The following is a 26,463-nucleotide window of genomic DNA, read 5'->3' on the forward strand; positions in this document are numbered from 1 at the left end:
TCGCCTTGGCGGCCGGTCAGGACGGCGGCCTTCAGATGCAGGGCGCCGCGCACGGCTTGCGTGGCGACCTCGCCGTCGTCGTCCAGGTCTCGAAGCGCCTGCTCCACGAGCCGAACGCCGCGGTCATGGCGTGCCGCGTCGGCCATCAACTGGGCGCGGTTCCATCGCTCGATGGCGACCTCTCTCGGATCGCCGGACTGCGAAGCGGCTGCCGCCATACGGGACAGACCGAGCCGGGCGAGGTCATTGAACCCGATTCGATGAGTGACGACATAGACGGTCCGGCAGACCTCGGAAAGCACCCAGTGGGCGCGCTCCCGGTCGCGACCGGGGGTGTCATGCACCAGGACGAGGTGATTGGCCTCCGCGATCAAAGCCGGTAGATCCTGTCCGATCTGGACGAATCGGCCCTGCGCGCGTCTTTCGATCAGGTCATGGAGTTCTGTTTCCAATATGGGCAGCGGTCGCGGCGGCGGATCGTCCTCCGAAGGGTGGACATCCCAGCCGTCGAGCGCGACGGCGATAGGGGCTAGCAGCCTGTCCAACTGGTCCTTCTGAAGCATGTGAATGTAAGGCTGCCCGCGCAGCGTGGCCATGTCCACGCCGAGGGCACGGGCGACCGCCGCGAGGATGGGTTCGCTGGGGTACCGGTCACCGCTCTCGATTCGCGAGAGCATCGACGGGGAGACATGCGCACGTTTCCCGAGGTCCCTGAGCGAATATCCACGCAACGCACGCAGCTCAGCGATACGCCCACCAATGCCCTCGTGCTCACGCTTGCCCTGATTTGCCTCGTACATAGGCCTCACCCTCGCCAGGAAGCATCGAGGACTTCAGGCTACGGTGTGCGGCTTTCTCCCTGCCATGAACGGGTAATTACTTCTGCGGGCGGTGGCAGCACGTTCACGACTTCTACCTTGAGATCACGACTCAGAGGGACCTTCTCGTGGACGATCTACGCCAGCACATCCGCGAGATCGTCGAACGCTAGGCGATTGCTTCAGCCACAAGGAGATCTCAAATGGCGCGTATCGGTATAACCGGCCACATGAATCTGAGTCGTCATTCAACGGACCTGGTATATGAGGCTATATGTGCACACCTACGCGTCGCAAAAGGCGAGGTCGTAGGCGTGTCCTGCCTGGCCCGCGGCGCGGATTCCCTTTTCGCCGCAGCGGTCGTCGAGCTGGGGGGAAGCCTGCGGGCGAGGCTGGGTTGTCGGCCAGGATCCGGGCGCGCTCGTGCAGCTGGGCGTAGCTGATGCGCTGACCTCGGCCACGACGGCGGTCCGGTCCGGGTGCTGGCGTACCTGCTCCAGGAAGGGGGCGTGCAGGAGCTGGTCGCCGCCGAGCGCCGGTGGCAGCTGCGGCGGACAGGCGTTCGTAGACCTCTGCAACCCTACTCAGCGGGAGGCGCTGCAGCATGCGAGGCGTCTTCTCTGTGAGTACCCTGACAGGAGAGGTGACGAGGCCGGCCGCGTGCGAGCGCCGTCTCGTTCGGCCGAGGCGAGCTGTCTGGCTGGCGACGAGCACCAGAATGGATGACATGAGCGCCCTCGCAACTTCGCGGCGCCTCCTCGCGCGCGATGTCCTTCGCGCGGCCGTGACGACTGGGCTCACGGTCGTGCTCGTCATGGTGGGGGCGTTCTCGCTGTCCGGGTCGGGCGACCGGGTGACCGACGTGCTCGCTTCGTGGTGGCCTGTGCTCCTCGTCCTCGTGCTGCAGGGCGTCGCGCTGGTCTGGTCGACGAGGGCTCCCGCGGTCGTACTCGTGATCGTGGCCGTGACACCGTTCTGCACCGCGTTCCTCGATGTCGCACAGATCTCCACCGTGACGATGATTCCGATCATGGTGGCCGCGTACCTGGTCGGCACACGGAGCGATGGGGCACCGCGGCGAGGCGGCGTTCTCGCCGCCGCTGTCGCCGTGACCGCGACGGCGCTCATCGACGCCCTGCAGTCGATGCCGCCGTTGTTCGCCGTGCTCACCTCGATCGCGCAGCTTCTCCTCGTGCTCGGCGTGCCCCTGGTGATCGCGTTCGTCGTCGTCGCGCGCCGGCGCCTGGTGATCGCGCTCCGTGCCGAGAAGGAGGCGCTCGAGCGGATGCAAGAGGCCCTTCTGCAGACCGCGATCGCTCAGGAGCGCGCCGGGATCGCACGGGAGTTGCACGACATCGCCGCGCATCACATGTCAGGGATCGCGCTCATGTGCGCCGCCGTCGAGCGCCAGGTCGACACCGAGCCCGATGCGGCCAAGGCCGGCCTGCGGCAGATCAGAACGCAGAGTCGGCTCGTGCTCGGTGACCTCCGGCAGGTGGTCGGCCTGCTTCGCGGGGGCGCTGAGCGCGGCGTCGAAACCCACCGGATCGACGCCGTCCGAGACCTCGTCGCCACCAGCACGGCGGACGGTGAATCGGTGGATCTTCGCGTCACGACGCGATCCAAGCACACAGCTGTCGGAGACGATCTCGGCCCGCTCGCCCACCTCGCGGGCTACCGGATGGTGCAGGAGTCGCTCGCGAACGCCGCGCGTCACGCGCCCGGCGCCCGGCGCGAGGTGCATGTCGATGACACCGCACCGGCGTCGCTGCTGATCACCGTGCGTAACGGTCCCGCAGCGCATGCCCCCGACCCTGAACCGACCGAGGGCTTCGGCCTGCGCGGGATGCTCGAGCGGGCGGAACTCGTACACGGCGTGCTGCAGTACGGACCGACGCCGGAAGGTGGGTGGCAGGTGTCGTTGCGGCTCCCGCGCGCCGAGCCGACCGAAACGCGAGAGGCACCATGATCCGCGTCCTGATCGCCGACGACCAGCCCCTCGTGAGGGCGGGGCTCGCGGCGCTCCTGAACACCGAGCCCGATATCGACGTCGTCGGCATCGCCGCCGACGGGGACGAGGCGCTGCGCCTGGCCGCCGAGCTACGGCCCGATGTGGCTTGCCTCGACATCAGGATGCCGAGACGTGACGGCATCCGGGTCGCGCAGGCGCTGTGCGGTGCCGAGGCGGTGGAGCCGATCCCGGTCCTGGTGCTCACCACCTTCGACCTGGACGAGTACGTGTTCGGTGCGTTGGAAGCAGGAGTCTCCGGATTCCTGTTGAAGGACGCCGATGCCGAGCAGATCGTCGGCGCGGTGCGGAGCGTCTCGCGAGGACAGGGCGTGATCGACACGATGCTCACCCGCCGTGTAATCCGCGAGTTCGCCGAGCGTCGTCGGCTGCAGCCGGTGACGGCCGACCGCGCAGACAGCCTGCTGACGGCCCGCGAGGGTGAGATCCTTCTGCTTCTCGCTCAGGGCATGTCGAACGAGGAGATCGCCGCCGAGTCGCATGTCGAGGTCTCCACGGTGAAATCCCACCTGGCGCGCATGCTCCCCAAGATCGGGGTGCGCTCACGGCTCCAGGCGGTCGTGTGGGCGTATCAGAACCGCATCGTCCGGGTGCCCGACAGTGATAACCCCGCACCTGCATCGAAAGACGCAAGGCCGTGATTTCGTCCTAAAGCCGCTCGTCTCGGTGAGATGCGATTTCTAGCATCGACGGCGGTGGGAGACGCCCACTGTTCGAACATGTGGAGATCGTGATGTCCGACCGCATCGGCGCAAGGCGCCAGGACGCCGTGAATCGGGACGCCACCGAGTTCACCGCCGAGAGCGCACCGCGCGAGTGGACGGCGTCCGCCCGCTCGATGCCGCGCAGGCAGCAGATCACGGGTATCGCGCTGTACTGCCTCATCGCCTTCGGGCTCTGCTGGCTGGTCTGCCTACCGCTCTGGACAGGCCCTGGTCTCTCCGACCCGGCTCTCCTGACGATCTGCGGAGGGATCGCCATGTTCACGCCGGCGCTCTCCGCCATTCTGATCGTCCGTTTGGTCGAGCGTCGATCGTGGCGTCGCGGGAAGTCGCAGATCTCGCGTCCCGACGGTCACGCTCCGGAGCGCGACACCGTGCTCGCGAGTCTCGGCCTGCGGATGAACGGCGGCTTGGTCCGACTTCTCGGCGCGCTCGCCATCGGCATGGTCGCGCCCGTCATCCTGCTGGTGGCGTCCCAGCTGCTCGCGGGTGTTCTCGGCACCTTCGATCTCGACCTCACCTTGCGGCAGGCCGCAGCCGACCTGGGACTCCCGGCAGGCACCTCGCTCCCGCAGACCTGGCTAGCCTTCGGTGGCAAGCTGCTGACGGCGATGGTACTCGGCGGCGCGATCAACCTGATCCTCGCTCTCGGGGAGGAGCTCGGGTGGCGCGGCTACCTCATGCCCCGGATTGAGCAGCTGTGGGGACTCCCGGCCGCCATCGTCGCCGGGGGCGTGCTGTGGGGGCTCTGGCATGCACCGTTGATTCTTCTTGGCTACAACTACCCCGATGCGGTGCCGTGGGCCGGGCAACTCGCGATGATCGCAGCATGCATCGGGGTAGGAGGCTTCCTCTACTGGCTGACCATTCGCTTCGGCTCCCTGTGGCCGGCGGCGCTCGCCCACGGGGTGAACAACGCTACATCCGCGCTGATCATGACCTCACTGCTGGCCCCTGGGGCGACGATCGACACCGTGAACGGCTCAGCCATGGGCCGGCCTGGATGGATCGTCTACGGCACGGTGGTCCTCGTCGGGTTCGCGCTCATCCGCCATCGACGTCGTGCCCTCGTCACCGGTCACTGACCCCGAACCCCAGCCGGTGCTTCTCGGAGCGGATGACCACCAGCGGGTGGCCGTCCTCGTGGGCCGTGCGGTCGTACCAGAAGCCGTCGCGGCTGAGCGGGCCGTCGCGACCGCCGCCCCAGTTGGGCGGGACGAGGTGGAACAGGGTGTCGATTCCCCAGTAGACGATCGGAGTGTCGCTCTCGTCCTGGATGGCCCTGGCCAGGGTTGTCTTGCCCGAACTCGACGTCCCGTTGAGGAAGATGACCCGGCCGGCGTGTGCGGCGTTCGGCATGCCGGCCACTGTATCCACGACGGCACTCACCTGCCTTGAGACAGGCGGCGGCACCTCCTTGCCTCTACCTCGGGATCCTTCCGGCCCCTGGAGAGGACGGCTGACGATCCGGGCAGGCAGCCGTTCAAGTGTTTCGCCCAGTAGATCCCCAGTCACATGCAAGTGGGCGTTTCTAGGTTTCTCTCATGCAGCCGCCGGGCCGTTCGAGAGCCTGCGGCGCCGGTCCTCTGAGGGAGGGCCGGGGAGTGAGGCCGCGATCACGCGGCGGGGAGGAACGATCATGTCGAAGATCACTATTGACGACCTGCCTTTCGAGGGTGCGGAGCTCGGCGACGCCGAGCTGGTTCAGGTGGCGGGCGGCGCGAGGCCGGAGAAGCACTGGGAGGCCAGCGCCTGGACCCTGAACGACGTGCCCTACGAGTGGTGGCTGATCTGATCTAGCGAGCGGGCATCCGGATGCCCATGGCGCGGTGGGAGGCGAGAAGCGTCCCACCGCGCCGTCAGGGCGGACCAAGTGCCGCGTTTCGGGCGGGGTGCACCGCGCGCTGTCAACAGACCAGCAGCGCGATCAAAGAAGACGGACGCGAGCGGCGCGCGTTCAGGGTGGGCTGGGTAGTGGGGTTTCGAGGCGGGGCCGAGAAGTGATAATGATCATGAGTTCGCGCGGGGACGGGGCCGCCGAGAGGGTGCTGGGGGCGCTGCGGCGGCGTGGGGCCTATCTGGTGGGTTCGGACGAGCCCTCGGGCGGCGGGACGCCGGGTTCGAAGGCCGGTGGGGCGCCGGGTTCGAAGGCCGGCGGGGCGCCGGTGCTGTGGTGGGACAACGGCGACTACCCCGCGCGCAGCCGGATCACCGCGTCGTTCACCGGCGGCGAGCGCCGGCTGCTCCTGGACACCGATACGGGCACCATCGACCTGTCCCAGATCACCGCGGTGTGGCGCAGCAGGCCGAGCGGCCCGCAGGCGGCCGGCACCGTCACCGAGCCGAGCCAGCGCGCGCACGTCAAGCTCCAGGCGGAGGTCATGCTGGACGGGGTGTGGAGCCTGCTGAACGCCCGCTGGCTCCCCGGGCGCCGCGCGGACGAGCTGCGCGCCCACAACAAGATCTTCCACCTGGCCCGCGCGATCGACCTGGGCTTCTCCGTGCCCGACACGACGTACACCAACGACCCCGCACACCTCGTGGACGCGTACGAGTCGGCGGCCGGGCGGCTGGTCGCCAAGCAGATCGCCTCCGACCGGTTCCAGATCGACGGCGCCCAGCACCGCGCGTACACGACCGTGGTCACCCGCCGTCACCTGACCTCCCGGCACCGGCTGCGGCACGAGCCGGTCATCCTGCAGCCGTACGTCCCGAAGGCCGTCGAACTGCGGGTGATCGTCGTGGGGGAGCGGGTGCTCGCCGCGGAGATCGACGCGTCGGCCTCCAGGGCGGCCAGGGACGACTGGCGGCACTACGACAACGACCGTGTCCGGTACGGCCCGCACGACCTGCCCGCCGAGGTGGCGAGGCGCTGCGCCCGGCTGGTCGCCGACGTCGGCCTCACCTACGCCGCCCTCGACTTCATCGTGACGCCCGGCGGCGAGTACGTGTTCCTGGAGCTGAACTCCAACGGTGCGTGGGGGTTCGTCGAACTCTGGGCAGGGCTGCCGGTCAGCGACGCGATCGCCGACTGGCTCATGGACGGAGAGAAGCCGTGACCGATTTCGCCGAGGCCCTGGAATCCGGGGCCGACCTGTTGCTCTCGCTGCCCCGCCGCCGCTCCGGCGTCGCCGCCGCACGCCGCGCGGCGGACGAGTGGGCCGCGCGGCACCCGCGGACCCGGGCGCGGCTGCTCGTCGACCAGCGCCCGGGAACGCCCGTGGTGGACTACGACCTGCTGCTCGACCATCCGGGCGGCGGCACGGTCGCGCTGACCGCTCCGCCCGAGGACGGGGTGCCCTGGCTGATCGACCACTCGACGCACTGGGCCGCCGGGTACCTGGTCAGCGTGGACGACGTGCACGTGTCGGTGCCCCAGGCTCTGACCATGCTGCGCTCGCTGTCCCGGCGGGACGCCTCGCCGTACGAGGACATCGTCGACCAGTGCCTGCTGTCCGCGGCGGCGTCCGAGGACGGCGCGCCGCTGAGCGCGGCGGAACTCCAGGCGACGGCGGACGAGTTCCGCCGCGGCCGTGACCTTCGCGACCGCGCGTCGACGCTGGCCTGGATGGCCGAGGCGGGTATGTCCGGCGAGCATTTCGAGGCGTACATCGCGGGGATCGCCCGCCGCCGCCGGTTCCGCCGTGACAAGGAGGCCGAGCTGGCGCCGGGCCATCTGGCCGCGCACCCGGGAGATTTCGCCCGCGTCAAGGCCGTCTGGGTCACCGGCGCGAACAAGACGATCGCCGACACCGCGGACGAACTGCTCACGAGCCTCGCGCCGGGCGGGCTTCTCACCGGCCCCGTCTCGGACGCGCCGCTCTCCGGCCCCGCCTCGTTCGGTGAGGCGGTGGTGACCGTCGCGACCCGCTGGGAGAAGGATCTGCCCGAGGCCCTGCGCGGGACGCAGCCCGGCCAGGTCGTCGGGCCGGAGAAACTGTCCAGCGGCGGGTTCCTGACCGGCGCAGTCCTGTCCAGGACCCCCGCCGCCGGGGACCCCGAGACGCTTGACGCCGCCGGGCGCGCCGCGTTCGCCGTGTGGCTGGGGCAGCGCCGCGCCGCGGCCACGGTTGAATGGCACTGGTCGTGACCGGCACCGACCACACGCGCCCGATCCCACGGCCGCGTCCCCCACAGGGGGCACCGGTCGCGGGGAGGAGCGGCGTGTACCGGGAGGAGGCGCTGCGCAGCCGGGCGGCCTCCCGTGCCGCGGCCCCGGTGCCCGTGGTGATCAGCAGCCCCTCGTTCCTCGCGTTGTGGCTGGTGGTGGCCGCCGTCGTCGCGGGCGGGGCCGTGCTGACCGCCCTGGCGCTGAGGGCGGTTTCCTGATGATGCGCCGCCCCCCGGTCCTGTTGCAGAACACCGACACCGAGTGCGGCGCCGCCTGCCTGGCCATGGTGCTCTGCCACCATGGCCACCGCACGACCCTGCACCAGGTGGCCGAACGGCTCCAGGTCGGCAGAGACGGGCTGAGCGCCAAGGCCATCGTGGACGGCGCCCGTGACCACGGCCTCAAGGCGCGGGCCTTCTCTCTCGCGCCCGAGGACCTGGCGCGCGTGCCGCTTCCCGCGGTCGCGCACTGGGAGTTCAACCACTTCGTGGTGGTCGAACGCTGGTCGCCCGACCGGGTGGACATCGTCGACCCGGCGCGGGGCCGCCGCAGGCTCACCGCGGAGGAGTTCGGCGCCGGGTTCACCGGCGTGCTGCTGGTCTTCGAGCCCGGTGAGGGATTCCGCCGCGGCACGTCCTCGATGGCGAGCGCCTGGCGCCGCGAGTTCGTCCGCACCCTGTTCCGGCGCCGGCGCGGCCTGCTCGCACAGGTGATCGCGGCCTCGCTGCTGCTGCAACTGCTCGGGCTCGCCCTTCCGCTGTTCTCCGAGCTGCTGATCGACACCATCGTCCCGTCCCGGGCGGCCGAAGTGCTGTCCTTGCTGGGCGGGGCGGTGCTGCTGGCGGGGGCGGCGCAGTTCGTGATCGGTTACCTGAGGGCGGCGCTGCTGGTGGCGGTGCGGGCCCGGGCCGACCAGGAGCTCACCGAGAGCGTGGTCGGTCATCTGGTCGCGCTGCCGTACCGCTACTTCACCCGGCGCGGCAAGGGCGACCTGGTGACGCGCGCCGCGAGCGTCTCGACGCTGGGCGACATCCTGACCGGCCAGGTCGTGGCGGCGCTGCTGGACGGGCCGCTCGCCGTTGGGTACATCGTGCTCGTCTACCTCTACGACCCCGTCTTCGGGCTGGCGCTGACCGGTCTGGCCCTCCTCCAGACGCTCCTGCTGCTGGCCACCACCAGCCGGATGGCCGCGCTCACCCAGCAGGAACTCACTGCGCTGTCCGCGTCGCAGGGCAGCCTCATCCAGACGATCACCGGTATCGAGACGCTGAAGGCGTCGGGGGCCGAGCGGCAGGCGGTCGAGCAGTGGGCGGCCCACTTCGCCCGGCATCTCAACGCCGACGTGCGCACCGGCCTCACCCGGGGGCTCCTGGACTCCGCGTTGTCGGCGATCCGGGTGGTGGCACCGCTCGGGCTGCTGTGGCTCGGCGCCTGGCGGGTACTGGACGGTCAGCTCACCGTGGGCACGCTGATCGCGCTGAACGCCATCGCCGTCGGCGCCCTGACCCCGCTCGGCTCGCTGATGACCGGCCTGCAGAGCCTGCAGCAGGCGGGCGCGCACTTCGACCGGCTGTCGGACATCCTGGCCTCCGAGCCGGAACCGAGTGACGGCATCGAGGTGCTGCGGCTGCGCGGCGCGGTGGAACTGCGGGAGGTGGGGTTCCGGCACGACCCCCGCGGTCCGTGGACGGTGAGGGACGTCTCGGTCTCCGTCCGTCCGGGGCAGAAGGTCGCCCTGGTGGGTCCCTCGGGGTCGGGCAAGAGCACGCTGGCCAGGCTGCTGCTGGCGCTGCACACCCCGGTCACGGGCGAGATCCGCTACGACGGCGTCCCGGCGTCCGAGCTCAACCTGCGCACCCTGCGCCGCCAGTTCGGCGTGGTCACCCAGGATCCCGCCCTGTTCAACGGCTCGATCAGGGAGAACATCTCGCTGAACGACCCGGGTGCCTCCCTGGACCGGGTGGTCGCCGCGGCGCGGCTCGCCGCGCTCCACGACGAGATCGTGGACATGCCGATGGGGTACGAGACCATGCTCACCGACGGCGGCGGACTGTCCGGCGGCCAGCGGCAGCGGCTCGCCCTCGCTCGCGCCGTCCTGTCACGGCCGAAGGTGCTGCTGCTCGACGAGGCGACCAGCAACCTCGACAGCGCCACCGAGGCGGTCATCGAGGCCAACCTGAGCCGGCTCGTCCAGACCCGGATCGTCATCGCCCACCGGCTCAGCACGATCAGGGACGCCGACCTGATCCTCGTGGTCGACTCCGGCCGCATCGTCCAGCGCGGCACCCACGACGAACTGATGGCCATGGGCGGCACGTACGCCCGGCTCGTAGCCGCTCAGACCGTTCCGTCCGCGTGAGCCGCCGCGTTCTCCCTCTCCGAGCCGTACAACCTGGTGCCCTGCCTCGGCTCCACCCATGCCTTCGGCGGGTCGGGGTAGACGACGGAGGCGATCGCCCGGTTCGTACGTGAGCTGCCCGCCCGTGTTCGGCTGGGCTGAGGCGCTGCTCCTTCCCTTCGCGGAAGGGGTCCCAGGTGCCGGCGGGGGATGTCGTCACGTCCATGCACGCAGTTTCGCGCCCGAAGTGTCCCTCCGTCATGGGACACATGTCCCGAATATCCCAACCGCGCAGCGCCCGGTCATCGGAGTGGAGCCCGCAGATCGTCGCCGTCTTCACCCGTCCCGCAGCCGTCGCGGAGTCACCCATGTTCCTGCGTGTCGCGATCACCCTGCCGACCTTGGCCCTCTTCGCCGCGCCGATCACCGCCGGACTGTTGCCGTCCACGGCCACCGGTGATCCTTGCTCGACGCGCGCAGTTCCGCCGGCCTGATCGTCCCGTCTGTCGTCGTCCGGCCCGTCAGGGGAAGGCCCCGCCGGGCGACCGGCGGGGCCTTCGGTGGCCGACCTGCGGGGAGAACCCTCAATTGAACGGGTTGTCGTAGAACGCGGAATTAGTGTGGTACGTGCTGTTCGGGGGGTTGAAACGCACCCCGTCCACAGTGAGCGTCACGTTGTCGACGGTGCCGCCGGGCGTCACCTCGCCACCGATGAGGTAGGCCGTGTACGGGCACTGGGGGATGCTCACCGGGGTGCCGCCACCCGCGTACAACGTGGTTCGGGCGCCGCCGTTGACGGACGCGAACAGGCTGGGCCGGGTGTAGCTGGACTGCTGACACATCGCGATCGAGTAGCGGTACTTGGCGTTGCCGTCGTCGAACGCGATCGACCCGTACGCCCCGGACAGCTTGACGCCTTGCCCCCACACCTCGATGTTCACCGTCCGGTCGGGCCCATACGTGGCATGCGCCGGGGCGACCGCCACCACGAGCGCGGCGACCGTCATCAGAGCGATCGTGAGAACCCTTGAAAAACGTGCCACCAATTTCTCAGCCTCTCTGCGGCGGATGTCACTTGGACGCGATTATTTTGGTGGGCTTTCGGGCTGTCCAGTGGCCAAATATTGAAGAAAATGTAACTCCTATGGATTCAGGATGTTTCGGGTAGGACGCGTTTCGCGACGTCCGCGAACTCCGAGAGGCGGCCCATCGGGTGGGTGTCCACTGGTGGAGTTGCAGACACGGCTGGGCACCGAGCGCGCCCAGCGCCGCGAGCTGGAGGACACCCTGGCGCGCGAACGCCGGGCGCTGGAAGACCGGGTCAGCGCCCAGGGGAAGCACATGATCCATTCGTCTACGTAACGCCTAGACATTCTCAATGTTACGGACGTAACTTGGCCTCGTGACGATCGATACGAGCAGCGGCTGGATGCTGATCAGCGTGACGACCGCAGGAGCGGCCGGGACGTTGCGCGTGCAGGTATGGAGGAAGCTGCGCTCGCTGGGCGCCCTGTACCTGCAGCAGTCGGCCTGCCTGCTGCCCATCCGGCCAGAGGTGGAGCGCGAGGTGCGCCGGCTTGCCGATCGGGTGCGCCATCACGGTGGCAGCAGCCGGGTGCTGCGCATACAGCTCACCGAACAGGCCGAGGAGGATCAGGTGATCGCGGAGTTCAACGCGGCCCGGGACGCCGAGTACGCCGAGGTGCTGGAACGCCTGCCCGCCTTCCGGGAGGAGTTGGCGCGTGAGCGCGAGCGTGGCCGGACCAGCTATGCCGAGGTGGAGGAGTCGGAAGCCGACCTTGAACGATTTCGCTCCTGGTTGGGAAAGATCGCCGCCCGGGACTACTTCGCCGCACCGACCGGCGCGGCAGCGCGGGCCGCGGTCGCGGAGGCGGCTGCGGACCTGGCCGCCTTCGAGCAGGCCGCGCTGTCGGCCGAGATGCCGGCCAGGCCCGGCTCTGCGACGACCGTCGCGGACGAAAGCGGGCGGCTGTGACCGGCTGGTGGGGATGGGACCTGTTGATCGGGGTCGCAATCGCGCTGCTGGTCGCCTGGGGCGTACTGATCGCGGCGCTGGCGATCCTCCGTCCGCGTGGCGGGTTGCTACGCGAAGCGCTGCGTCTGCTGCCCGACGTGCTGCGCCTGATACGCCGCCTTGCCGCCGACCGCACGCTGCCGCGAGGGGTACGCGTGCGGCTCGGGCTACTGCTGATCTACCTGGCCACACCGTTCGATGTAGTGCCGGACTTCATCCCGGTCCTGGGGTACGCCGACGACGCCATCGTCGTCACCGCGGTGCTGCGTTCGGTGGTGCGCCGGTCCGGCCTGGAGGCCGTACGGCGGCATTGGCCCGGCACCGAGGACGGCTTCGCTGTGCTGTGTCGTCTCACCGGCCTGAGGTGACCTCGAAACCGCCTCACCTGCCCCGCTGCGTCGGCCAGGCGTGCGGCAGCGCCCGCGGGTCCCCGTGGTTCCCCTTGATCACTGCGGCATCGGGCACACAACGGGCACGGTCCTGATGGAACTATGCCGCACCAAGCGTCCGCACATAGTGAACCCCCGGCATGTCCTTGATCGACTCACCGATGGTCTTTATGGCCCGGCGGTCCGTCAGCTTGACATAAAACGACTCGGTCATCTCTTCCAGGGCGACAGTGGTCGCGTCCTCGGGTTCACGCTGAGTGAAGTGCTCGCGGACTTTCTTCCGATGAGCATGGTCCTCGAAGTAAATCTTTTCCACTCCGTCGATATCCCAGAGCCGGTCGACTATGGCCTGCTTCTGCGCCTCCGTCACGGACCGGTCGTGCACGCCAGTGCACACTAGTCCGGGACCAGGGGAGCAGAGGTCGATGGCCACATCCGCCTTGCCATCCCAGAAGTCCGGAACCACGGGGGCGACGTAGCGAACTCCAGGGATTGACACGACCTGCTCCGCCACGCGTGCGTAGTCGTCCCATCGACTTACCGTCCCGGCGAAATTCCCCGGAGCGGTGGCGGTAGCGAGATGCGGAGTACCGAGGCCGGTTCCGTCGAGGATCCGCGACGTCCACACCCCTTCGGGCTGCCCAACGGGAGGCATCTGCTCGAGCTCGCTTTGGGATAGAACGATGGTGGCGCTTCCTAGGAAGCGAATGGTGGTGACCCCGGTTATGGCTCGCAGGGCCGCCTCTATCCTGGTCGGGTTCCTCGCGGCCTCGTTGCCCGCCGGCGGGCAGGCGGGCCCGCCGATAATCAGCTCGTTGCATAGTCCCACAGCGAAACCGTGCTGCTCGGGCCATGGACCATCGGGGGGAGAAAGCGGCCTACGGGACAGGTCGCGAAGGTACCAGGCGCCGCCGCCGGACCCGCCCAGCAGCACAAGCACCGCTAGGCTCACGAGCAGTAGCCTGCGATGAGCGAAGACCCACGAGCGTAACCACGAATTCCGGGGAGCGTCGCTTCCGAACGATAACTCCTCGGCCTCGGACGATTCGGTTGGCGTGTTCACGCCCCCACTCTTCCGATCTTCCTCATCGCGGGTCAACTGCTCGTCAGCCCGATGAGTGCTGGTCCGCTACTGCGACAAAGCCCACCCAGGTCGGACCTCTGCTCAGCGCCCATATCCATAGATCAACTTCTCGTGGTTCCGTTCGGTGAACGGAGTTTGCGGTTAGCAGGCATACGCGGTCAGACTTGAACGGCTCTGGATCACCTTGGACTGCAACCCAAAGCATCCGCCAGGGAGGCCAGACCTTCTCATCCGTGCGGAAAGCCTCCTTTGACCAGAGTCCCGCAGCGGGTAACACTGCAGCGTGCACTCCCAGGAGCAAGCTATGCAGGTCGTCAACGAATTGAGCGGCCGGATTTACACGGCGTTGCGCGACGGTGGTCTCGATGCCGAACCCGTCGTCGAGCTGGCCTGCCTGCTGTATGAATGGGGCATACGCACGCCTGCTACCCGGGAACTCCTCGAACGCCCCACCGCCCACCTGACAGCGCAAGACCTGACCCGGCTGGGCGAGGATCCGTGACACCAACTTCGAGCCGACCTTCGCGCTCGAACCGAGTTTGTGGACGGCGCTGAAACAGGCGCTGAAGATGGTGTCGCGCGACATTCAGGCCACGGGAATCACCGGAACGCTCCGGCTGGTCATCCCCGACTGGGACCAGAGCGGTCAGGCGTGGGTGGAGTTTCAGGGCATTCACCACGGCAACGGCATTCGGCCCATCGCGGGAAGCGACCCTCAGTGGGCGCTCATGAGCGTCGCTGACGCCACCCAAGAAGTGATCATGGAGATGATCTGGAGAGTCTGGCCGGTCTGCTCCGCGCACGGTCTGGGCCTGCGCGCTGAGCTGGAACACGAGATGGCCGTTTGGCGATGCGCGGGCGCCGGAACGCATAGCGTCGCGCCAGTGGGTGAGTTACCTCCCGAACGACCTTAGCGATCTGCTGGTCGGTCACTTGTGCTCACCCTTGACGACTTAGGGTGATCAGCCACGCCCCCGGTGAGCCAGGGTGAGGAACGAATCCTGGATCTTCGACCGCCCCTGACCACATGCGCTGGCCGGCCACAGCATGGCGATCGTCGCGTTGCATGTGTGCGGCGGCGCATCCCTGGTCGGCGGGTGCGCGCGGTCGCTCTGAACGCCTCTGGACCACCCTGAACTGCAACCCAAACTGCAACCCGGATGCCCGACGATCGCCACGGCATCGCGTCTGGCCGGCATCGCATCGCGGCGCACAAAGATGCATGCGTACGGTAATTGATCAACTACTGTCCGTTGTGGCATGGTGCTTGAGTCTTGATCAACTCTTCTGGGAGGCAACCATGCTTGCTCGCCGTCTGCTGGCCGCCGCCGTCATCTCCGCCGCCCTGGGCGCGGTCACCCCTCTGCCAGCGCTGGCCGCTGATCACGAGCCCACCAGCCGCACCACCCTGGTCAATACCCCAATGTGCGTCGACGTCAGCAACAACCGTGGCAACGGCACCCTGATGTACCAGTGGCAGTGCGACAGCAACAACACCAACCAGAAGTTCGTCATCGAGGACGGCCTCATCAAGGTGGAAGACACCATCGGCAAGAGCCAGGTGATGTGTCTGGACTCCTCCAACGGCCGAACCAACGGCACCCGGGTCTACCAGTGGCAGTGCGTGAGTAACGCCAACCAGCTCTGGGTCATCAAGAGAAACCTGATCATCCTCAAGTCCACCCTCAACTCAGCCAACCAGCTATGCCTGGACGCCACCAACGGCCGCGGCAACGGCACCCAGGTGTACTTGTGGCAGTGCGACTTCAACAACACCAACCAGAAGTTCGTGATCAAAGACGGCCAGATCGTGATCAAGGACACCCTGTCCTGATCTCTGGCCACACCCGGCACCTTCCCGATCTACCGCAGGGCATCAGCGGCAGGCAGGACAGCGGGGCCCGGTTGCCCGGTGGGCCGGGACTGAGGAACGAAGCCCCGGCCCACCGATCGCCCCCAACCCCGTGTGATGGCCGGCCACAGCATGGTGATCGTCGTGCTGTATTTGTGCGGCGGCGCCTCCCTGCTGCTGTCACGCGGCAAGATCGACATGAGTATCCGCCAGCGTTTCGGCTGGTGGGGGAGGGGTGGGCCGCTAGGGACTCGAACCCTGAACCTACGGATTAAAGAAGACGATTCGATCAAGCTCCGAGGCTCTGACCTTGTGGTCCGGTGTCCATGGTGGTTCGCCAGAGCCCGTCGTCGTCCGCGGTCTTGGCTGTGGCTGTACAGCCAACTCAGCGAACAACCAGGGATGACCTAGCCGGTGGGTGAACATGCCGCCTTATTCGTAGATCGTGGCAGCTCCCAGGGCGTTAGCGAAGAATGACCACGTCGCGTCCTCGGGAGCAGGACGACCGGTGTTCCTGTAGTAGCCAGGGGATGAACTGATCCATGCGGCCAGTGCCTCGAGGAAACGGTCCAACCGGTCGTTCTCCCACGTAGCGCCGTTGATCAGCTCTCGCTGGAGTTCCTCCACGTAGCGGGCGAGATCTTCACGGGAGTTGACCGCTTCAGCCGCGTTAGGTGATTCCATGGATCCATGCTTGCAAAGACGCGCACCGCTCGCGCTCGACCTGCATCTTCCCAGGTCAGGTGGCTGATCGTGCTTCCCGTTATGCCCCTCCATTCCCTCTTGATCACCGTCCGATCGGGCACGCCACGGGCATGATCTAGGTTCCGTGGTGTAGCCACAGTTCGACGGCCTCGCGCATGGACAGCCTTGGATGGCCACCCGCCTTCTGGTTCGCCAACGCCTTCCTCGCGCCGACACCCAGGTGCTACTTGGTAGCACCAGATGGCACGCAGAGGTAGAGTTGATGAGTGAGCATTCCGGAGCCCGACCACTCCCATCAGATCTCCCAGCGTGATCTGCGCAACCGGTCAGCGGAGATCATGGATGGGCTGGAACGCGGAGAGCGGTACGCCGTCACACGCAACGGCCACCACATCGGCGATCTGGTCCCCATCCGCCGCCGACGCCGGGCTGTCTCACGGGCCGAGTTCGCCGTCGTGTCCCGCGGCATGCCTCGCCTTGACGACCGAAAGTACCGCGAGGACATGGATCACCATGTCAATGACGACCTCTACGACCCTTACGACCGCGCCTACAGCAGAGGCGAGTTCGCAGAGGACGGGGAATGACCCCCACCCAAGGGTTGCTCGACACCAACATCCTCATCCTCCGCGCCGGAATCGACCCCGACGAGCTACCCGACGAGATGATGATCAGCGCCATCACCACCGCAGAGCTGTCGGTCGGCGTGCTGGTGGCCACCGGGGCGCAGGAACTCGCCCAGCGGATGAAGATCCTTCAGGCCACCGAAGCCGAGTTCGACCCCCTGCCCTTCGACGACACCGCCGCCCGCGAGTACGGCCAACTGTGCACCGCCGTCATCGCCGCCGGCCGCAAACCCCGCCCCCGAACAGCGGACCTGATGATCGCCTGCGTGGCGATCGCGAACCGGCTCCCCCTGTATACCTGCAACCCGAAGGATTTCAAGGGCCTGGACCACCTGCTCACCGTGGTCCCGGTCACACGGCCACGGTGAGGCAACGTATGTCCTCTGCGACGCAGAGGGGAATCGTCGGCTACTCGTCTGATTCACTGAAGATCCTGATCAGTTGAGCAGTCGGGTTCACGCGCGTGCCGCAGCCAGCGGCGTTCGGAGGTGTAGCCGAGCAGTGCCGACGGCACCGCCAGCGTGACCAACTCGGCGTCGCTAAGGATCGGAGCGATCTCCGATGCCGACCTTCGGCCGCCAGGGAGCCGGCTGCGGGGTCCACGCCGCGCCACGCCGCAGGAATTGCACAATCAGGTCACGTACACGGCCAAGTAAGCTCGCATCCGCTACCGTCACCGCCATGCCCCTCGCCTTGATTCCCAGCCCTTCCGAGGGGGTCTGGCATCTCGGATTCATCCCGATCCGGGCCTACGCGTTGTGCTTCATCCTCGCGATCGTCTTCGGCATCTGGCTTAGCGAGCGCCGCTGGCGCGCCCGCGGTGGCGAGAAAGGCACGATCAGCGACATCGCGGTCCCTGGAGTGGTCTTCGGTCTGATCGGCGCTCGTCTCTACCACGTCATCACCGACTGGCAGACCTACTTCGGCCCGCGCGCGATCAAGGAGCCCTACCGGGCGCTGTTCATCTGGGAAGGCGGGCTCAGCATCTGGGGCGCGGTCGCCCTGGGAGGCATCGGCATGTGGCTGGCCTGCCGCCGCCGGGGACTGTCCCTCAGCGCCGTGGCCGACACGGTCGCGCCCAGCATCGCGTTCGGGCAGGCGATCGCCCGCTGGGGCAACTGGTTCAACCAGGAACTGTACGGCAGTCCGACCACGTTGCCGTGGGGCCTGGAGATCGACCAGGCGCACGGCGGCCAGTGGGGCGTGCTCTACCACCCGACGTTCCTGTACGAGTCGCTGTGGGACGCGGCGCTCGGTTTAGGACTGATCCTGGCCGGCAGGCGGTTCACGCTGCGCCACGGCCGCCTGTTCGCCCTCTACGTCGCCGGCTACACGTTCGGGCGGTTCTGGATCGAGGGGCTGCGGATCGACCCGGTTGGCGGGGTGGACCACGCGGTGACGTTCCTGGAGCTGCGGATCAACCAGTGGACCTCGATCGTGCTGTTCGTCGGCGCACTGGTCTATCTCTGGGTGACTCGTGACAAGGACACCGAAGAGATCGTGGTGCCGGCCTCGCACAAGCAGGACGGCGGGGAGACCGCCGATCTGGCGCATCCAGCCGACCCTGCCGACGCGAAGGAGGACACCCGCCGAGCTCCAGGAGGCTCTTGACGGCGCGGAGCCTGGTTCATCGCTGCTCCTGCGGCTGCACCGGCGCTTGGCCGGCACGACGTGGACCTCCTCTTGCTCACTGGATGCCGGTGCCGGATGAGCTCACTTCCTTGGACGCCGAGGCCAGGGGTCGGGCCGCGTCACCGGAAGCCAGACATGATAGTCACGTAGTTTTCACTCACCCTCGCCCCACAGTGATCGGCGAGGGTGAATCTTACGAGGTGGAGCCTAGGGGAGTCGAACCCCTGACTTCCTGCTTGCAAAGACGCATGCCGATCTTGCATGATCTGCAAAGACTCTGCTCGGCGTCGTGATCGCATTCCTTTTGACTCCCCACCGTTCCCTCTGTTTCCCGCCCTATCGGGCACTCGACGGGCACGGCAGTACCCTCGTTGGGACGGCCTCCGGCATTGCGCCGCGCCTCCCCGCATGGGTACGGCTTGGCGTGCCAAGCCGTAGGCGATCGGGCACGAGCCGGGGACGCTGGATAGCACCGGAGGCCGTCCTCACCTTGGCATGCGATCAAGCCCCACATCTCGCGCAAAGCGCGCGGCTCCCCCTGCCTGATCGTCCCGTCTGCCGTCGTCCCACCCGTCAGGGGAGCGGGCCAGGGCCAGGGGGTTGTGCTGTCTCCCCGGACCTGGCCTCGCTTTACGGGCGGTCCTCGATCAGCACGGGCTCTTCCGTCACGGTGATGGTGTCCCCCGGCCTGACCTGCACGGTGGCGCCGTCCAGCCGTCGAACGACGTGAGCATTCGGGCCCGCGGTGGTGTCGGCCGTCCCGGAGATCGCCCACCGGATCGTCGCGGTGTACTCCCGGTCGGGCTCGATCACGGTGAACTCGCACTGCCACACGTTCTCGGGGAGATTGATCGCCAGGCCGCGTCCGCACGATCGACTGTGGGCGTGAGCGAGCCACCGCTGCAGTTGCTCAACGGCCAGCGCGGCACGGGTCGGAGCGCCTCCCTCGGCCTGAAGGACGATGGGGATCTTGGTGCCGCCCCAGTTGTAGAAGTACATGCGCTCGAGGTTGACGTTCCGCGCCCACAGCCCGGTGAGGAAGAAGCGCACCGCGTAGTTTCGCGCCCTGGTCTCGTCCAGCGGTCGTTCCAGGGGGATCGAGTAGGTCGTGCCCGTGCTCCACAGGCGCGGCTGTATCCCTACCTCGTGCATCGTCCGATCGACCATGGTCGCGAGCTCCAGCATGCTCTCGGGCGGATCGGACGCGGTGCGTTGGTGCAGCTTGATCCCCGCGACGTCGCAGTGGTCGTACCCTCCCAGCTCGGCGAACCGCCGCAGCACACTTCGCCCCTCAGGCGTCCATAACTGCCCCATCCCCGGACAGACGACCGTGGCCTTGGGGTCGGCCTTTCTGATGATCACGCTGGCCCGTCGCGTCATCTCGACCAGCGTCTCGACGGTGCCGGCGTAGAAGCGGCGGTCGTTGCCGAGCACCCACAGCTCGTACGCCGCGATACGCCCGCGGTAACGCCCGACCAGGGCGCGCACGAACGCGTCCCAGTCGGCGAGGTCGTCGGGCGGTGCGGCCTTGGACCCGTCCGGGTACGGCGCTGCGGGACCCCCGGGGCTCGCCCACCCGGGTGTCCCGCCGAGCACGAACAGCACGGGCAGCCCGGCGTGGTGGGCGCCCGTGACGAGACGGTCGAGGACCGACCAGTCGTACTCACCGCGCTCGGGCTGGATCTGGGCCCAGCGGGTCTCGCTGTCCCACAGCCGCACGGCGCCGACCCGGAAGGCGGGCATGGTGCCGGTGGAACTGTTCATGGTGACGCCGAACAACGTGCGCGGCACAGGGGCTGGAGGCCTGGTCCAGGCGGGCCCGGTGATCCACTGCGGCTGCGCGGCCGGACGCGTGGGCGGGGGCGGTGTGCTGGCCGTGAGCACCGCCAAGCACACGATCGCCACCATCGTGCTCAGGAACGCGAGCCCTTGACGCGCCCCCGCCCACTTCGGCCACCGGGGCGCGGCGCCCGAACCGCCGACCTCGGTGACCCCCCAGCCGGGACCGATCTCGACGGTCTCGCCCCCACCGGTAACCGCCGTCTCCCCCACCGGAGGGGGCACGGAGACGACGAGCGTCTCCTCCGCGCGGGGCACCGCAGAGGTGATGGGCGGCTTCTCCGCGGCGGACACCAGCGAGGTGACGGCAGGATCCCGCGTGACGGTCGCCGATGCCGCGGCCGCGCCGCCTTCACCGACCGCGCCGCCCTCGCTCGATACGCCGCCCGGGCCGGTCGCGCCATCACTGCCCTGGCCGGATGCGTCGCTCACCGCGGGCGAGCCGGATGTCACGGCTTCGGCGCTCGGGGGCGCGGCCGCCTGGGCCCACAGCCCGTACAGCTCGTCCAGCTCCGCCTTGTCCGCGCCGCACGCCCTCGCGATGCGCTCGAGCGGGCCGTAGCTGTCAGGGACGATCTCGCCGCGGCAGTAGCGGTGGACCGTGGACCGGCTCATTCCGGTACGGCGCCCCAGAGCTTCGTACGTGCGCCCGCTACGCAGCTTCAACTCGGACAGCAACTCGGCCAGCCGCTCCGCTGACACTTGCCACCTCATCTCGCATCGGCCCGGAATGCGTGGAGTATCCCAGGACGACATGAACGACACACGTCAAAGCCTTGATCATTTCCCGCTGTCCCTGGACTGTCCCAACCCATTGCCAGAGCAACACGCGTGTTGCCGCTCTGTCTGGAGTCAGTCCGGGCCACGCCGCCGAAAGCCCTGGCGCAACGTGATCTCCGGCGACACCAGATGGCACAACCCCGACAGCCAGAAAGGGCAGACGGATGACCATCAGAAGACGCGTGATCCCCTCCGCGCTCCTCGTCCTCGGCGTGCTCGGCCGTGAAGGCGTGAACGCTTTCCTCGCCGATGGGAAGGCTGCGTTTCAGGAGGTCTTTCACTTTCACCTGCATGTGTTCCCCAGGTTCGAGGGGGATGGCTTCCGGATAGACGCCAACTGGGGCACCAGGGCGCGGAGTCTGCTCGATCAGGAATCTAAGGCGGTCCAGTCCGGCTTGGCAGCGCTGGGATTCCCCCCAGGGGACACGAGCACCACACGTGATCTGCCTGCCTGACATCAGCACTCTGCTCGGCGGTCACCACCGCAGCCCGTCGGACTGGGGCTGAGGTACGAAGTTCCAGGCCTCCGATCGTCCTCAACCAGGCCCGCCCTTATGCAATGCACGGAGCACTCTCGGAAACTCGTGATCATCTCGAAGTCGGAGGCTGCTCGAACAGCACCCGAAAGAAGGGAGCGGCGTGGCTGGGTGTCGACGCACGGCACCGCGACATCACAGGCTAATAGCCCTCAAGTCGCCCTCATTGGCTACCGTCGAAATATGACCCTTCACTGCTATGTCTGCCTGGGGCAGAAGCGAGCCAGCGAGGCGTACACGATTATGCGGGGGTACACATTCTGCCTCGATCACGTCCAGCAGGTCATGGCCGATAAGAGGACACGGCATCCCAGTCTCGACGACTCGGCGTTCCGCAGAGATCTCCAAAGACTCATGGAACTCGGCCAACCTGGCAGGGGCGGCGAACGGTGATCATTGCGCCGTTGATCGGCAAGCAGATCGACAGCGCGGCTTGGCTCGGTGCGGCGGTGCGGGCCGGTGGTTGTGATCCTGAGCGGTTGTGTGGGTGTTGCAGTACCCGCCCAGCCCCTGGTTCTCCCTCGTCCTCCTCGGAGCTGCCGATCCACAGGGCGAGGCCGCCGTGTCAAGGGTCAACGAAGTTGATCGCTAAGCGACGCCGAAGGCGCCCTTGTCTCGGCAGCCTCAACCGGGGCACTCGACCAGCGAGGAGGACGAGATCGTGCCATGCTCCACTTCCATGCGAGTATGTACACATGGCCGGCACAGCCTGCTCGCATGAAGGACTCGCATTGCTCGTGGGACGCGAAGTAAGTGCGGTCTCTTTTGTGCGTGACTCCGTGGAGCTGCATTTTGATGGCATGGTCCTGCGAGCACTCGCAGACCCTTTCGGTCTGTACGGATGCTCGGGTTGGCGGTTTCCCAAAGGAAATGCGCTTGTCGTCATGCGCTACTACATCGGCAAGGTGATCGACGAATACGAGCTGCTACCGGACAGGTTCCTTGCGGTGGACTCCGGTGAGCACCGGTTTGCCGTTCCATTGGACCCTGACTCCCGCAAAGGGCCGGAGGCCGCGCATCTCGTGATCCCTGAAGACGCCATCGAGGGCCGTCAACGCGCGTTGTGGATCTGGTAGACCAAACGCTACGGGGGTGCGCAGGATGGTGTCCTATGCCGTGTCTGCTCGACAAAAGATCCATCGCGATCAGCGCTGATGGTGAGCCTGTCGCGAATGCGTGCACTTCGTGCCGGGGCAAGGGTCGGCGCTACGTCCGGGCGCATCGCACGAACGGTACTGCTTGGCTGGATGGCGAGCCCGTGGCACTGCGCCGGGTCGAGTGCTTCGACTGCCACCCCGATCCCAGCGGCGAAGCGGCGTGACGAGCCTGATCTACATCCCCATCTGAGGAAGGGACGTCGGCGTCGTGGCGACCACCTACGAATCCACCGGACCTGTACTCGTGGCTGTACAGTCAGGCCAGGAGCCTGCCGCTGATCAAGGACCGGCTCAGCGACTCCATGGACGGCATTTACCTGCGCGACCGGAATACCGGCAGGCTGGGCAGCCCCAACGCCGACAAGATCACCGCGACCAACTATGCCCTGGAGAACCTCGCCATCGTGGAAGAGTTCACCGGCATCAGGGTCCGCACCGATACCCAAGAACACTGCACCACCTGACGCCGGACCAGCGCACAGGAGGAGACGCACCGCAGACGCCCCTGGCATCCGTCATGCTCTGGCTCCGCCGCTCTGCATCGTCAGGCGGACATCAGGGTGACCGGTCGTCCGGGAGCGGGGGAAACGAGCAGGTGGTCGAGACCGGCTTCGACGAAGGCGGTGTGCACGTCGGCCTGGGTCTCGGTGAAGTGGCTCCAGCCCTCGACATGGAGCGGCACGACGTGCCGGGCTTTCAGCAGGCGCGCGGCGATCACCATCTCGGCGGCGTTCAAGGTGAGCCGCTCGTCGATCATGGGGACGCGAACGGCACCGCCGAACAGCAGCGCGACGTCGATGGCCGGGAACCGCCCGGCGATGAGCTCCACGTACTCCAGCGAAGCGTTGTCCCCGCTGACGTAGATGGTGGGCGACCCGGCGCCGGTGAGCATGAAGCCGGTGACCTGACCGACGATGGGCTCGCATCCCGGCGGGCCGTGCAGGGCGGGAACGGCGGTGACGCGAACCGGGCCGACGTCGTGGTGTTCCCAGGGGCACAGGGGAGTGACGCCGGTATTCACGGCGGCCGCGGGTGTGCTCAGGGTCAGCGGCGCGGCGGCCATCGCCTCGCGGCCCAGCTTGTCCAGGTTGTCGGGATGCTGGTCGTGGCTGAGCAACACCAGGTCCACCTGGCCGATGTCGGCGGAGGAGAGGGCCGGGCCGATGGTCTTGGTGAGCGTGAGCGGCCCGACGGGGTGATCTCCCGGCGGATCGAAGGTCGGATCGGTGAGGATGCGCAGCCCGCCGAGTTCCAGGAGGGCCGTCGGGCCGCCGATCACGGTGATGGTGGTCGTCATGAGCAACTCCGTTTGCCGCGCGCCGTCGGGCATCGTGCGAACCACGTTAACCGAGCGGGACGCGAACCGTCTCCGGCTTGTCATGGCCGCCGCCGGGCGGCGGCCATGACAAGCCGTCTTCACCACACCGCGCTCGCCAGGTCTCAGGGACCGTCAGACGGGCAGTACCCGCAGGGCGGGATAGTTGACCGAGTTCAGGTACAACTTGTCGGTGCCGTGTTCCTTCTCCAGCTCCAGGACGAACCGATAGCGGTAGACCCCCGGCTTGGCGTCGCTCATCACCGCCCCGGCCCAGTAGTAGTAGACGGCGGTGTACTGGTCGCGCATCCGGTCGGGAGCGCCGTAGACCTTGAGTTCGGTCATGATCCGGCGCTCGGCGACATCGTCCTCGTCGCCCTTCTCGATGTCGAGGAAGACCAGGTTGTTGATCTTCGGCATCGGGGGCCAGGTGCCGTCCGGACGGCGGTGCATGTCGATCGGGCGGACGATCCAGTTGATCACCTGCCCCTGCTTGCAGATGGTCTCCAGATGGTCGCTGCCCTGCCCGACCCCGCCGACGCTGTTGTCCATCATGTAGAGGCAGCCGTCCAGGGACTTCGTCGCGGCGGCCTTCTCCATGTCGACGAGGGTCACCACGTTCAGCTGGACGGAGTTGAGCTGGCCGCGATCGGCGAAGTCCGTGGCCGTGTACGCCTGGGTCATCGGCCTTCCTTTCCTTCGTCGGCGGGACCGGTCAGGGCCGGCCGGGCGGTGGAGGTGAACGGCGTGCCGACGGTGCCGAGCAGGAAGGAGAGCCGGTACGGTACCGGTTTGGTCAGGTCCTGCTTGACCTCGGCGGACCAGAACACGATGTCGGTGCCGGGATACACCTTCCGCGTGGGCTCGGCGATCCGCGGGTCGATCTCGATTTCGGCGAGGGCCACGTAGGTCTCGCACTCCAGCGGGATCACGTTCCACAGCAGCGTGTCGCCCTTGCGTACCCGGCTGTGCAACTCGGGAGTGCCGAAACCGGAGGACCCGGCGGCCTTGTTGGTGTCGTAGAGGTAGAGGTTGTCGTCCAGGTTCTCCGACGCCAGCGCGGCCACGGGGTCGACCACCGCGGTGATCGTCACAGGCCGTGCGGGCCGGTGTTCGGACTGTCGGTTCCTCGGGGGCATGTGGCTCCTCTGTTCGAAGATGCTCCGGTTCGGGCCGGGTCAGCCGGCGGGAGGGACGGCCGGCAGGGGGAGGACGCCCAGTCCGGCGCCGGTGAACGCGTTGCGCTTCGGGTCGTTGGTGATCTTGAGGCTGGACTCGCAGGTCAGATCCACGGACTGCCAGACCAGCTCGTTGTTCTGCTCGACCAGCTCGTGCAGCTGGACGTGCACCGTGTACGGGTAGACTCCCGGCCGGCTCGTGTCCACGGTCGCGGCCCAGTACCAGCCGTCGTAGATCATGTCGGGCGACCCGTACTGGGCCGGGTACATGATCTTCTCGGTGACGGCCTGGCCGGTGATGTCGGTGATCACCGGAGCCGGATAGTTGTATGCGGCGGCGCTGTTCGTGGTCTTCCCGGTGACGTCCAGCAGCTTGGCCGCGGTGAGGCCACGCCCGCCGGCCTGCTTGCGGGGACGCTTACCGACCCGCTGCCGCAGCCGCGTGAGCTCGGCGCTGCTCGCCTCGCCCTCGCCGCTGAGCGCGGCCAACTGCTCCAGCGTGCGCCGGTCGTGGGCGCGTTCCTGCTCGGCCAGGTAGTTGCGCGGCACCGTCGGGGGGATCGCCCCCAGCGCCGCGGGCAGCCAGTTCAGCACCTGCTCGGTCGCCTGTGACCCGTCGAGGAAGTAGGTGCCGGGCACGATCGTCACCAGTTGCCCGGTGCCCTCCCCGACCGAGCCGAGGAACTTCATGTTGTCGAACCAGTATGTGTTGCCGTCGAGCGACCGCGTCCGAAGCGCGTTCTCGACGTCGAACAGCACGATGATCCCGTGTTGCTGTGCCATGAAACCGCCTTTCGCAGAACGTGGCTCACACGCGCAGCAGCGCGGGCGAGTCGATGTGCAGCACGCTGTTGGGTCCTTCGTGGAGCTTGAGCGACAGCCGGTAGCGGTACGGGACACCGGGCACCATGGAGTAGGGCACGACGCCCTCCCACACCAGCAGGTCGTGATTCTCGTGCCCGTCGGAACCCGTGGCGTCGGGTGCCGGAACGGCAGGGGGCTCCACCGGGTATGGCGGCACGCCCGGGTCGTCCGAGGGCGGGACGGCCGCGCCGGGCAGGAACTCGATGGCCTGGATCTCGACCGGAGTCTGCACGTCCACGTGGATGGGCGTCCACTGGACGACCTGTCCCGGGACCACCGCCGTGATGAGGTCGGGGGTCCCCTGATGCCGGCTCCCCGCCGAGCTGTCGTCGACCAGCGAGATGTTGCCGTTGTGCAGCGTCCGGTCGGACAACGCCCCGACGGCGTCGACCATCACGACGATGCTGACCTTTTCTTTCATCGATCCTCCTTGTCGGATTTCATGGGCTCACA

33 protein-coding genes and 1 tRNA gene are annotated in these 26,463 nt (G+C 67.6%); 21 read left to right on the forward strand and 13 right to left on the reverse strand.

Annotation, left to right across the window (positions count from 1 at the left end; genetic code table 11):
* Together AB0H21_RS34440 and AB0H21_RS34445 are read right to left on the reverse strand one after the other, a co-directional pair.
* Positions 1-800, reverse strand: an 800-nt coding sequence (locus AB0H21_RS34440) for a helix-turn-helix transcriptional regulator (protein WP_358525322.1), incomplete at its 3' end; no start/stop codon positions are given.
* A gap of 302 nt (positions 801-1,102) precedes the next feature.
* Positions 1,103-1,396, reverse strand: a complete 294-nt coding sequence (locus tag AB0H21_RS34445) for a hypothetical protein (protein ID WP_358525325.1) — start codon at positions 1,394-1,396, stop codon at positions 1,103-1,105.
* 149 nt (positions 1,397-1,545) lie between these two features.
* Here AB0H21_RS34445 and AB0H21_RS34450 point away from each other — a divergent pair, with 149 nt between their 5' ends.
* The 3 genes from AB0H21_RS34450 to AB0H21_RS34460 all read left to right on the forward strand — a co-directional run bounded on the left by AB0H21_RS34450 (position 1,546) and on the right by AB0H21_RS34460 (position 4,654).
* Entirely contained in the window at positions 1,546-2,787 is a 1,242-nt protein-coding gene (locus AB0H21_RS34450) for a histidine kinase (protein WP_358525327.1), read from the forward strand.
* On the forward strand, positions 2,784-3,488 hold the full coding sequence (locus AB0H21_RS34455; RefSeq protein WP_358525330.1) for a response regulator transcription factor: 705 nt from the start codon (positions 2,784-2,786) through the stop codon (positions 3,486-3,488). Before AB0H21_RS34450 ends, AB0H21_RS34455 begins: the two co-directional genes overlap by 4 nt.
* Positions 3,489-3,580: 92 nt before the next feature.
* Positions 3,581-4,654 carry a CPBP family intramembrane glutamic endopeptidase gene (locus AB0H21_RS34460; RefSeq protein ID WP_358525333.1) on the forward strand — a complete coding sequence of 358 codons (1,074 nt, stop codon included), beginning with the start codon at positions 3,581-3,583 and terminating at the stop codon, positions 4,652-4,654.
* On the opposite strand, the gene AB0H21_RS34465 is transcribed toward AB0H21_RS34460, so the two are convergent.
* Positions 4,641-4,928 carry a hypothetical protein gene (locus tag AB0H21_RS34465; RefSeq protein WP_358525335.1) on the reverse strand — a complete coding sequence of 96 codons (288 nt, stop codon included), beginning with the start codon at positions 4,926-4,928 and terminating at the stop codon, positions 4,641-4,643. The genes AB0H21_RS34460 and AB0H21_RS34465 overlap by 14 nt on opposite strands.
* Positions 4,929-5,208: 280 nt before the next feature.
* Here AB0H21_RS34465 and AB0H21_RS34470 point away from each other — a divergent pair, with 280 nt between their 5' ends.
* From AB0H21_RS34470 to AB0H21_RS34495, 6 genes are all read left to right on the forward strand, one after another.
* Positions 5,209-5,364 (forward strand): putative ATP-grasp target RiPP, encoded by a 156-nt coding sequence (locus AB0H21_RS34470; RefSeq protein WP_358525338.1) that lies wholly within the window; start codon positions 5,209-5,211, stop codon positions 5,362-5,364.
* A gap of 211 nt (positions 5,365-5,575) precedes the next feature.
* A complete protein-coding gene (locus AB0H21_RS34475) occupies positions 5,576-6,628 on the forward strand; it encodes an MvdC/MvdD family ATP grasp protein (protein WP_358525340.1) in 1,053 nt (350 codons plus the stop codon).
* The gene (locus AB0H21_RS34480) at positions 6,625-7,659 is read left to right on the forward strand and encodes a TIGR04500 family putative peptide maturation system protein (RefSeq protein ID WP_358525343.1); all 1,035 of its coding nucleotides are present in this window, start codon (positions 6,625-6,627) and stop codon (positions 7,657-7,659) included. The genes AB0H21_RS34475 and AB0H21_RS34480 overlap by 4 nt, the downstream gene beginning before the upstream one ends.
* 74 nt (positions 7,660-7,733) lie before the next feature.
* Entirely contained in the window at positions 7,734-7,898 is a 165-nt protein-coding gene (locus AB0H21_RS34485; protein WP_358525346.1) for a hypothetical protein, read from the forward strand.
* Positions 7,898-10,039, forward strand: coding sequence for a peptidase domain-containing ABC transporter (locus AB0H21_RS34490; protein WP_358525348.1), 2,142 nt, complete (start codon positions 7,898-7,900; stop codon positions 10,037-10,039). Before AB0H21_RS34485 ends, AB0H21_RS34490 begins: the two co-directional genes overlap by 1 nt.
* Before the next feature lie 248 nt (positions 10,040-10,287).
* The gene (locus AB0H21_RS34495; protein WP_358525351.1) at positions 10,288-10,512 is read left to right on the forward strand and encodes a hypothetical protein; all 225 of its coding nucleotides are present in this window, start codon (positions 10,288-10,290) and stop codon (positions 10,510-10,512) included.
* Positions 10,513-10,602: 90 nt separating this feature from the next.
* Here the strand turns inward: AB0H21_RS34495 and AB0H21_RS34500 are convergent, their stop codons facing one another.
* Positions 10,603-11,025, reverse strand: a complete 423-nt coding sequence (locus AB0H21_RS34500) for a hypothetical protein (protein ID WP_358525354.1) — start codon at positions 11,023-11,025, stop codon at positions 10,603-10,605.
* Positions 11,026-11,245: 220 nt separating this feature from the next.
* On the opposite strand from AB0H21_RS34500, the gene AB0H21_RS34505 reads away from it, so the two are divergent.
* The 3 genes from AB0H21_RS34505 to AB0H21_RS34515 are packed head-to-tail and all read left to right on the forward strand — an operon-like array spanning position 11,246 to position 12,421.
* The gene (locus tag AB0H21_RS34505; protein ID WP_358525357.1) at positions 11,246-11,380 is read left to right on the forward strand and encodes a hypothetical protein; all 135 of its coding nucleotides are present in this window, start codon (positions 11,246-11,248) and stop codon (positions 11,378-11,380) included.
* Between the two features lie 40 nt (positions 11,381-11,420).
* On the forward strand, positions 11,421-12,014 hold the full coding sequence (locus AB0H21_RS34510; RefSeq protein WP_358525360.1) for a Chromate resistance protein ChrB: 594 nt from the start codon (positions 11,421-11,423) through the stop codon (positions 12,012-12,014).
* A 23-nt stretch (positions 12,015-12,037) separates the two neighbouring features.
* On the forward strand, positions 12,038-12,421 hold the full coding sequence (locus tag AB0H21_RS34515; protein ID WP_358525362.1) for a YkvA family protein: 384 nt from the start codon (positions 12,038-12,040) through the stop codon (positions 12,419-12,421).
* A gap of 121 nt (positions 12,422-12,542) precedes the next feature.
* Here AB0H21_RS34515 and AB0H21_RS34520 read toward each other — a convergent pair whose 3' ends face one another.
* Positions 12,543-13,505 (reverse strand): permease-like cell division protein FtsX, encoded by a 963-nt coding sequence (locus AB0H21_RS34520; RefSeq protein ID WP_358525365.1) that lies wholly within the window; start codon positions 13,503-13,505, stop codon positions 12,543-12,545.
* A gap of 325 nt (positions 13,506-13,830) precedes the next feature.
* Between AB0H21_RS34520 and AB0H21_RS34525 the strand changes: the two genes are divergently transcribed.
* From AB0H21_RS34525 to AB0H21_RS34535, 3 genes are all read left to right on the forward strand, one after another.
* Positions 13,831-14,028, forward strand: coding sequence for a hypothetical protein (locus tag AB0H21_RS34525; protein ID WP_358525367.1), 198 nt, complete (start codon positions 13,831-13,833; stop codon positions 14,026-14,028).
* 67 nt (positions 14,029-14,095) lie between these two features.
* Positions 14,096-14,440 (forward strand): hypothetical protein, encoded by a 345-nt coding sequence (locus AB0H21_RS34530; RefSeq protein ID WP_358525369.1) that lies wholly within the window; start codon positions 14,096-14,098, stop codon positions 14,438-14,440.
* A 386-nt stretch (positions 14,441-14,826) separates the two neighbouring features.
* Positions 14,827-15,360 carry an RICIN domain-containing protein gene (locus AB0H21_RS34535; RefSeq protein ID WP_358525371.1) on the forward strand — a complete coding sequence of 178 codons (534 nt, stop codon included), beginning with the start codon at positions 14,827-14,829 and terminating at the stop codon, positions 15,358-15,360.
* Between the two features lie 450 nt (positions 15,361-15,810).
* Here the strand turns inward: AB0H21_RS34535 and AB0H21_RS34540 are convergent, their stop codons facing one another.
* The gene (locus AB0H21_RS34540; protein ID WP_358525373.1) at positions 15,811-16,062 is read right to left on the reverse strand and encodes a hypothetical protein; all 252 of its coding nucleotides are present in this window, start codon (positions 16,060-16,062) and stop codon (positions 15,811-15,813) included.
* 287 nt (positions 16,063-16,349) lie between these two features.
* On the opposite strand from AB0H21_RS34540, the gene AB0H21_RS34545 reads away from it, so the two are divergent.
* The 3 genes from AB0H21_RS34545 to lgt all read left to right on the forward strand — a co-directional run bounded on the left by AB0H21_RS34545 (position 16,350) and on the right by lgt (position 18,320).
* Positions 16,350-16,670 carry a prevent-host-death protein gene (locus tag AB0H21_RS34545; protein WP_358525375.1) on the forward strand — a complete coding sequence of 107 codons (321 nt, stop codon included), beginning with the start codon at positions 16,350-16,352 and terminating at the stop codon, positions 16,668-16,670.
* On the forward strand, positions 16,667-17,077 hold the full coding sequence (locus AB0H21_RS34550; protein ID WP_358525376.1) for a type II toxin-antitoxin system VapC family toxin: 411 nt from the start codon (positions 16,667-16,669) through the stop codon (positions 17,075-17,077). The genes AB0H21_RS34545 and AB0H21_RS34550 overlap by 4 nt, the downstream gene beginning before the upstream one ends.
* A gap of 313 nt (positions 17,078-17,390) precedes the next feature.
* A complete protein-coding gene (lgt, locus tag AB0H21_RS34555; protein WP_358525378.1) occupies positions 17,391-18,320 on the forward strand; it encodes a prolipoprotein diacylglyceryl transferase in 930 nt (309 codons plus the stop codon).
* Between the two features lie 222 nt (positions 18,321-18,542).
* On the opposite strand, the gene AB0H21_RS34560 is transcribed toward lgt, so the two are convergent.
* Positions 18,543-18,619, reverse strand: a tRNA-OTHER gene (locus AB0H21_RS34560).
* Positions 18,620-18,971: 352 nt separating this feature from the next.
* Complete coding sequence (locus AB0H21_RS34565; RefSeq protein ID WP_358525380.1) at positions 18,972-20,882, reverse strand: helix-turn-helix domain-containing protein; 1,911 nt, start codon at positions 20,880-20,882, stop codon at positions 18,972-18,974.
* 242 nt (positions 20,883-21,124) lie between these two features.
* On the opposite strand from AB0H21_RS34565, the gene AB0H21_RS34570 reads away from it, so the two are divergent.
* From AB0H21_RS34570 to AB0H21_RS34580, 3 genes are all read left to right on the forward strand, one after another.
* Positions 21,125-21,415 carry an HIT domain-containing protein gene (locus tag AB0H21_RS34570; protein WP_358525382.1) on the forward strand — a complete coding sequence of 97 codons (291 nt, stop codon included), beginning with the start codon at positions 21,125-21,127 and terminating at the stop codon, positions 21,413-21,415.
* 776 nt (positions 21,416-22,191) lie between these two features.
* Positions 22,192-22,572: a hypothetical protein gene (locus AB0H21_RS34575; protein ID WP_358525384.1), complete on the forward strand. Its 381-nt coding sequence runs from the start codon at positions 22,192-22,194 to the stop codon at positions 22,570-22,572.
* Positions 22,573-22,955: 383 nt separating this feature from the next.
* Positions 22,956-23,117 (forward strand): hypothetical protein, encoded by a 162-nt coding sequence (locus AB0H21_RS34580; protein WP_358525386.1) that lies wholly within the window; start codon positions 22,956-22,958, stop codon positions 23,115-23,117.
* An 80-nt stretch (positions 23,118-23,197) separates the two neighbouring features.
* Here the strand turns inward: AB0H21_RS34580 and AB0H21_RS34585 are convergent, their stop codons facing one another.
* From AB0H21_RS34585 to AB0H21_RS34605, 5 genes are all read right to left on the reverse strand, one after another.
* Positions 23,198-23,950: an MBL fold metallo-hydrolase gene (locus tag AB0H21_RS34585; protein ID WP_358525387.1), complete on the reverse strand. Its 753-nt coding sequence runs from the start codon at positions 23,948-23,950 to the stop codon at positions 23,198-23,200.
* A 153-nt stretch (positions 23,951-24,103) separates the two neighbouring features.
* Positions 24,104-24,652, reverse strand: a complete 549-nt coding sequence (locus AB0H21_RS34590; protein WP_358525388.1) for a hypothetical protein — start codon at positions 24,650-24,652, stop codon at positions 24,104-24,106.
* Positions 24,649-25,047, reverse strand: coding sequence for a hypothetical protein (locus AB0H21_RS34595; RefSeq protein WP_358525390.1), 399 nt, complete (start codon positions 25,045-25,047; stop codon positions 24,649-24,651). The genes AB0H21_RS34590 and AB0H21_RS34595 overlap by 4 nt, the downstream gene beginning before the upstream one ends.
* Before the next feature lie 99 nt (positions 25,048-25,146).
* A complete protein-coding gene (locus AB0H21_RS34600; protein WP_358525391.1) occupies positions 25,147-25,929 on the reverse strand; it encodes a hypothetical protein in 783 nt (260 codons plus the stop codon).
* A 25-nt stretch (positions 25,930-25,954) separates the two neighbouring features.
* Entirely contained in the window at positions 25,955-26,431 is a 477-nt protein-coding gene (locus tag AB0H21_RS34605; protein WP_358525392.1) for a hypothetical protein, read from the reverse strand.
* Positions 26,432-26,463 lie beyond the last annotated feature (32 nt).

This window comes from Sphaerisporangium sp. NPDC051011 (genome assembly GCF_040653595.1).
Taxonomy (GTDB): domain Bacteria; phylum Actinomycetota; class Actinomycetes; order Streptosporangiales; family Streptosporangiaceae; genus Sphaerisporangium.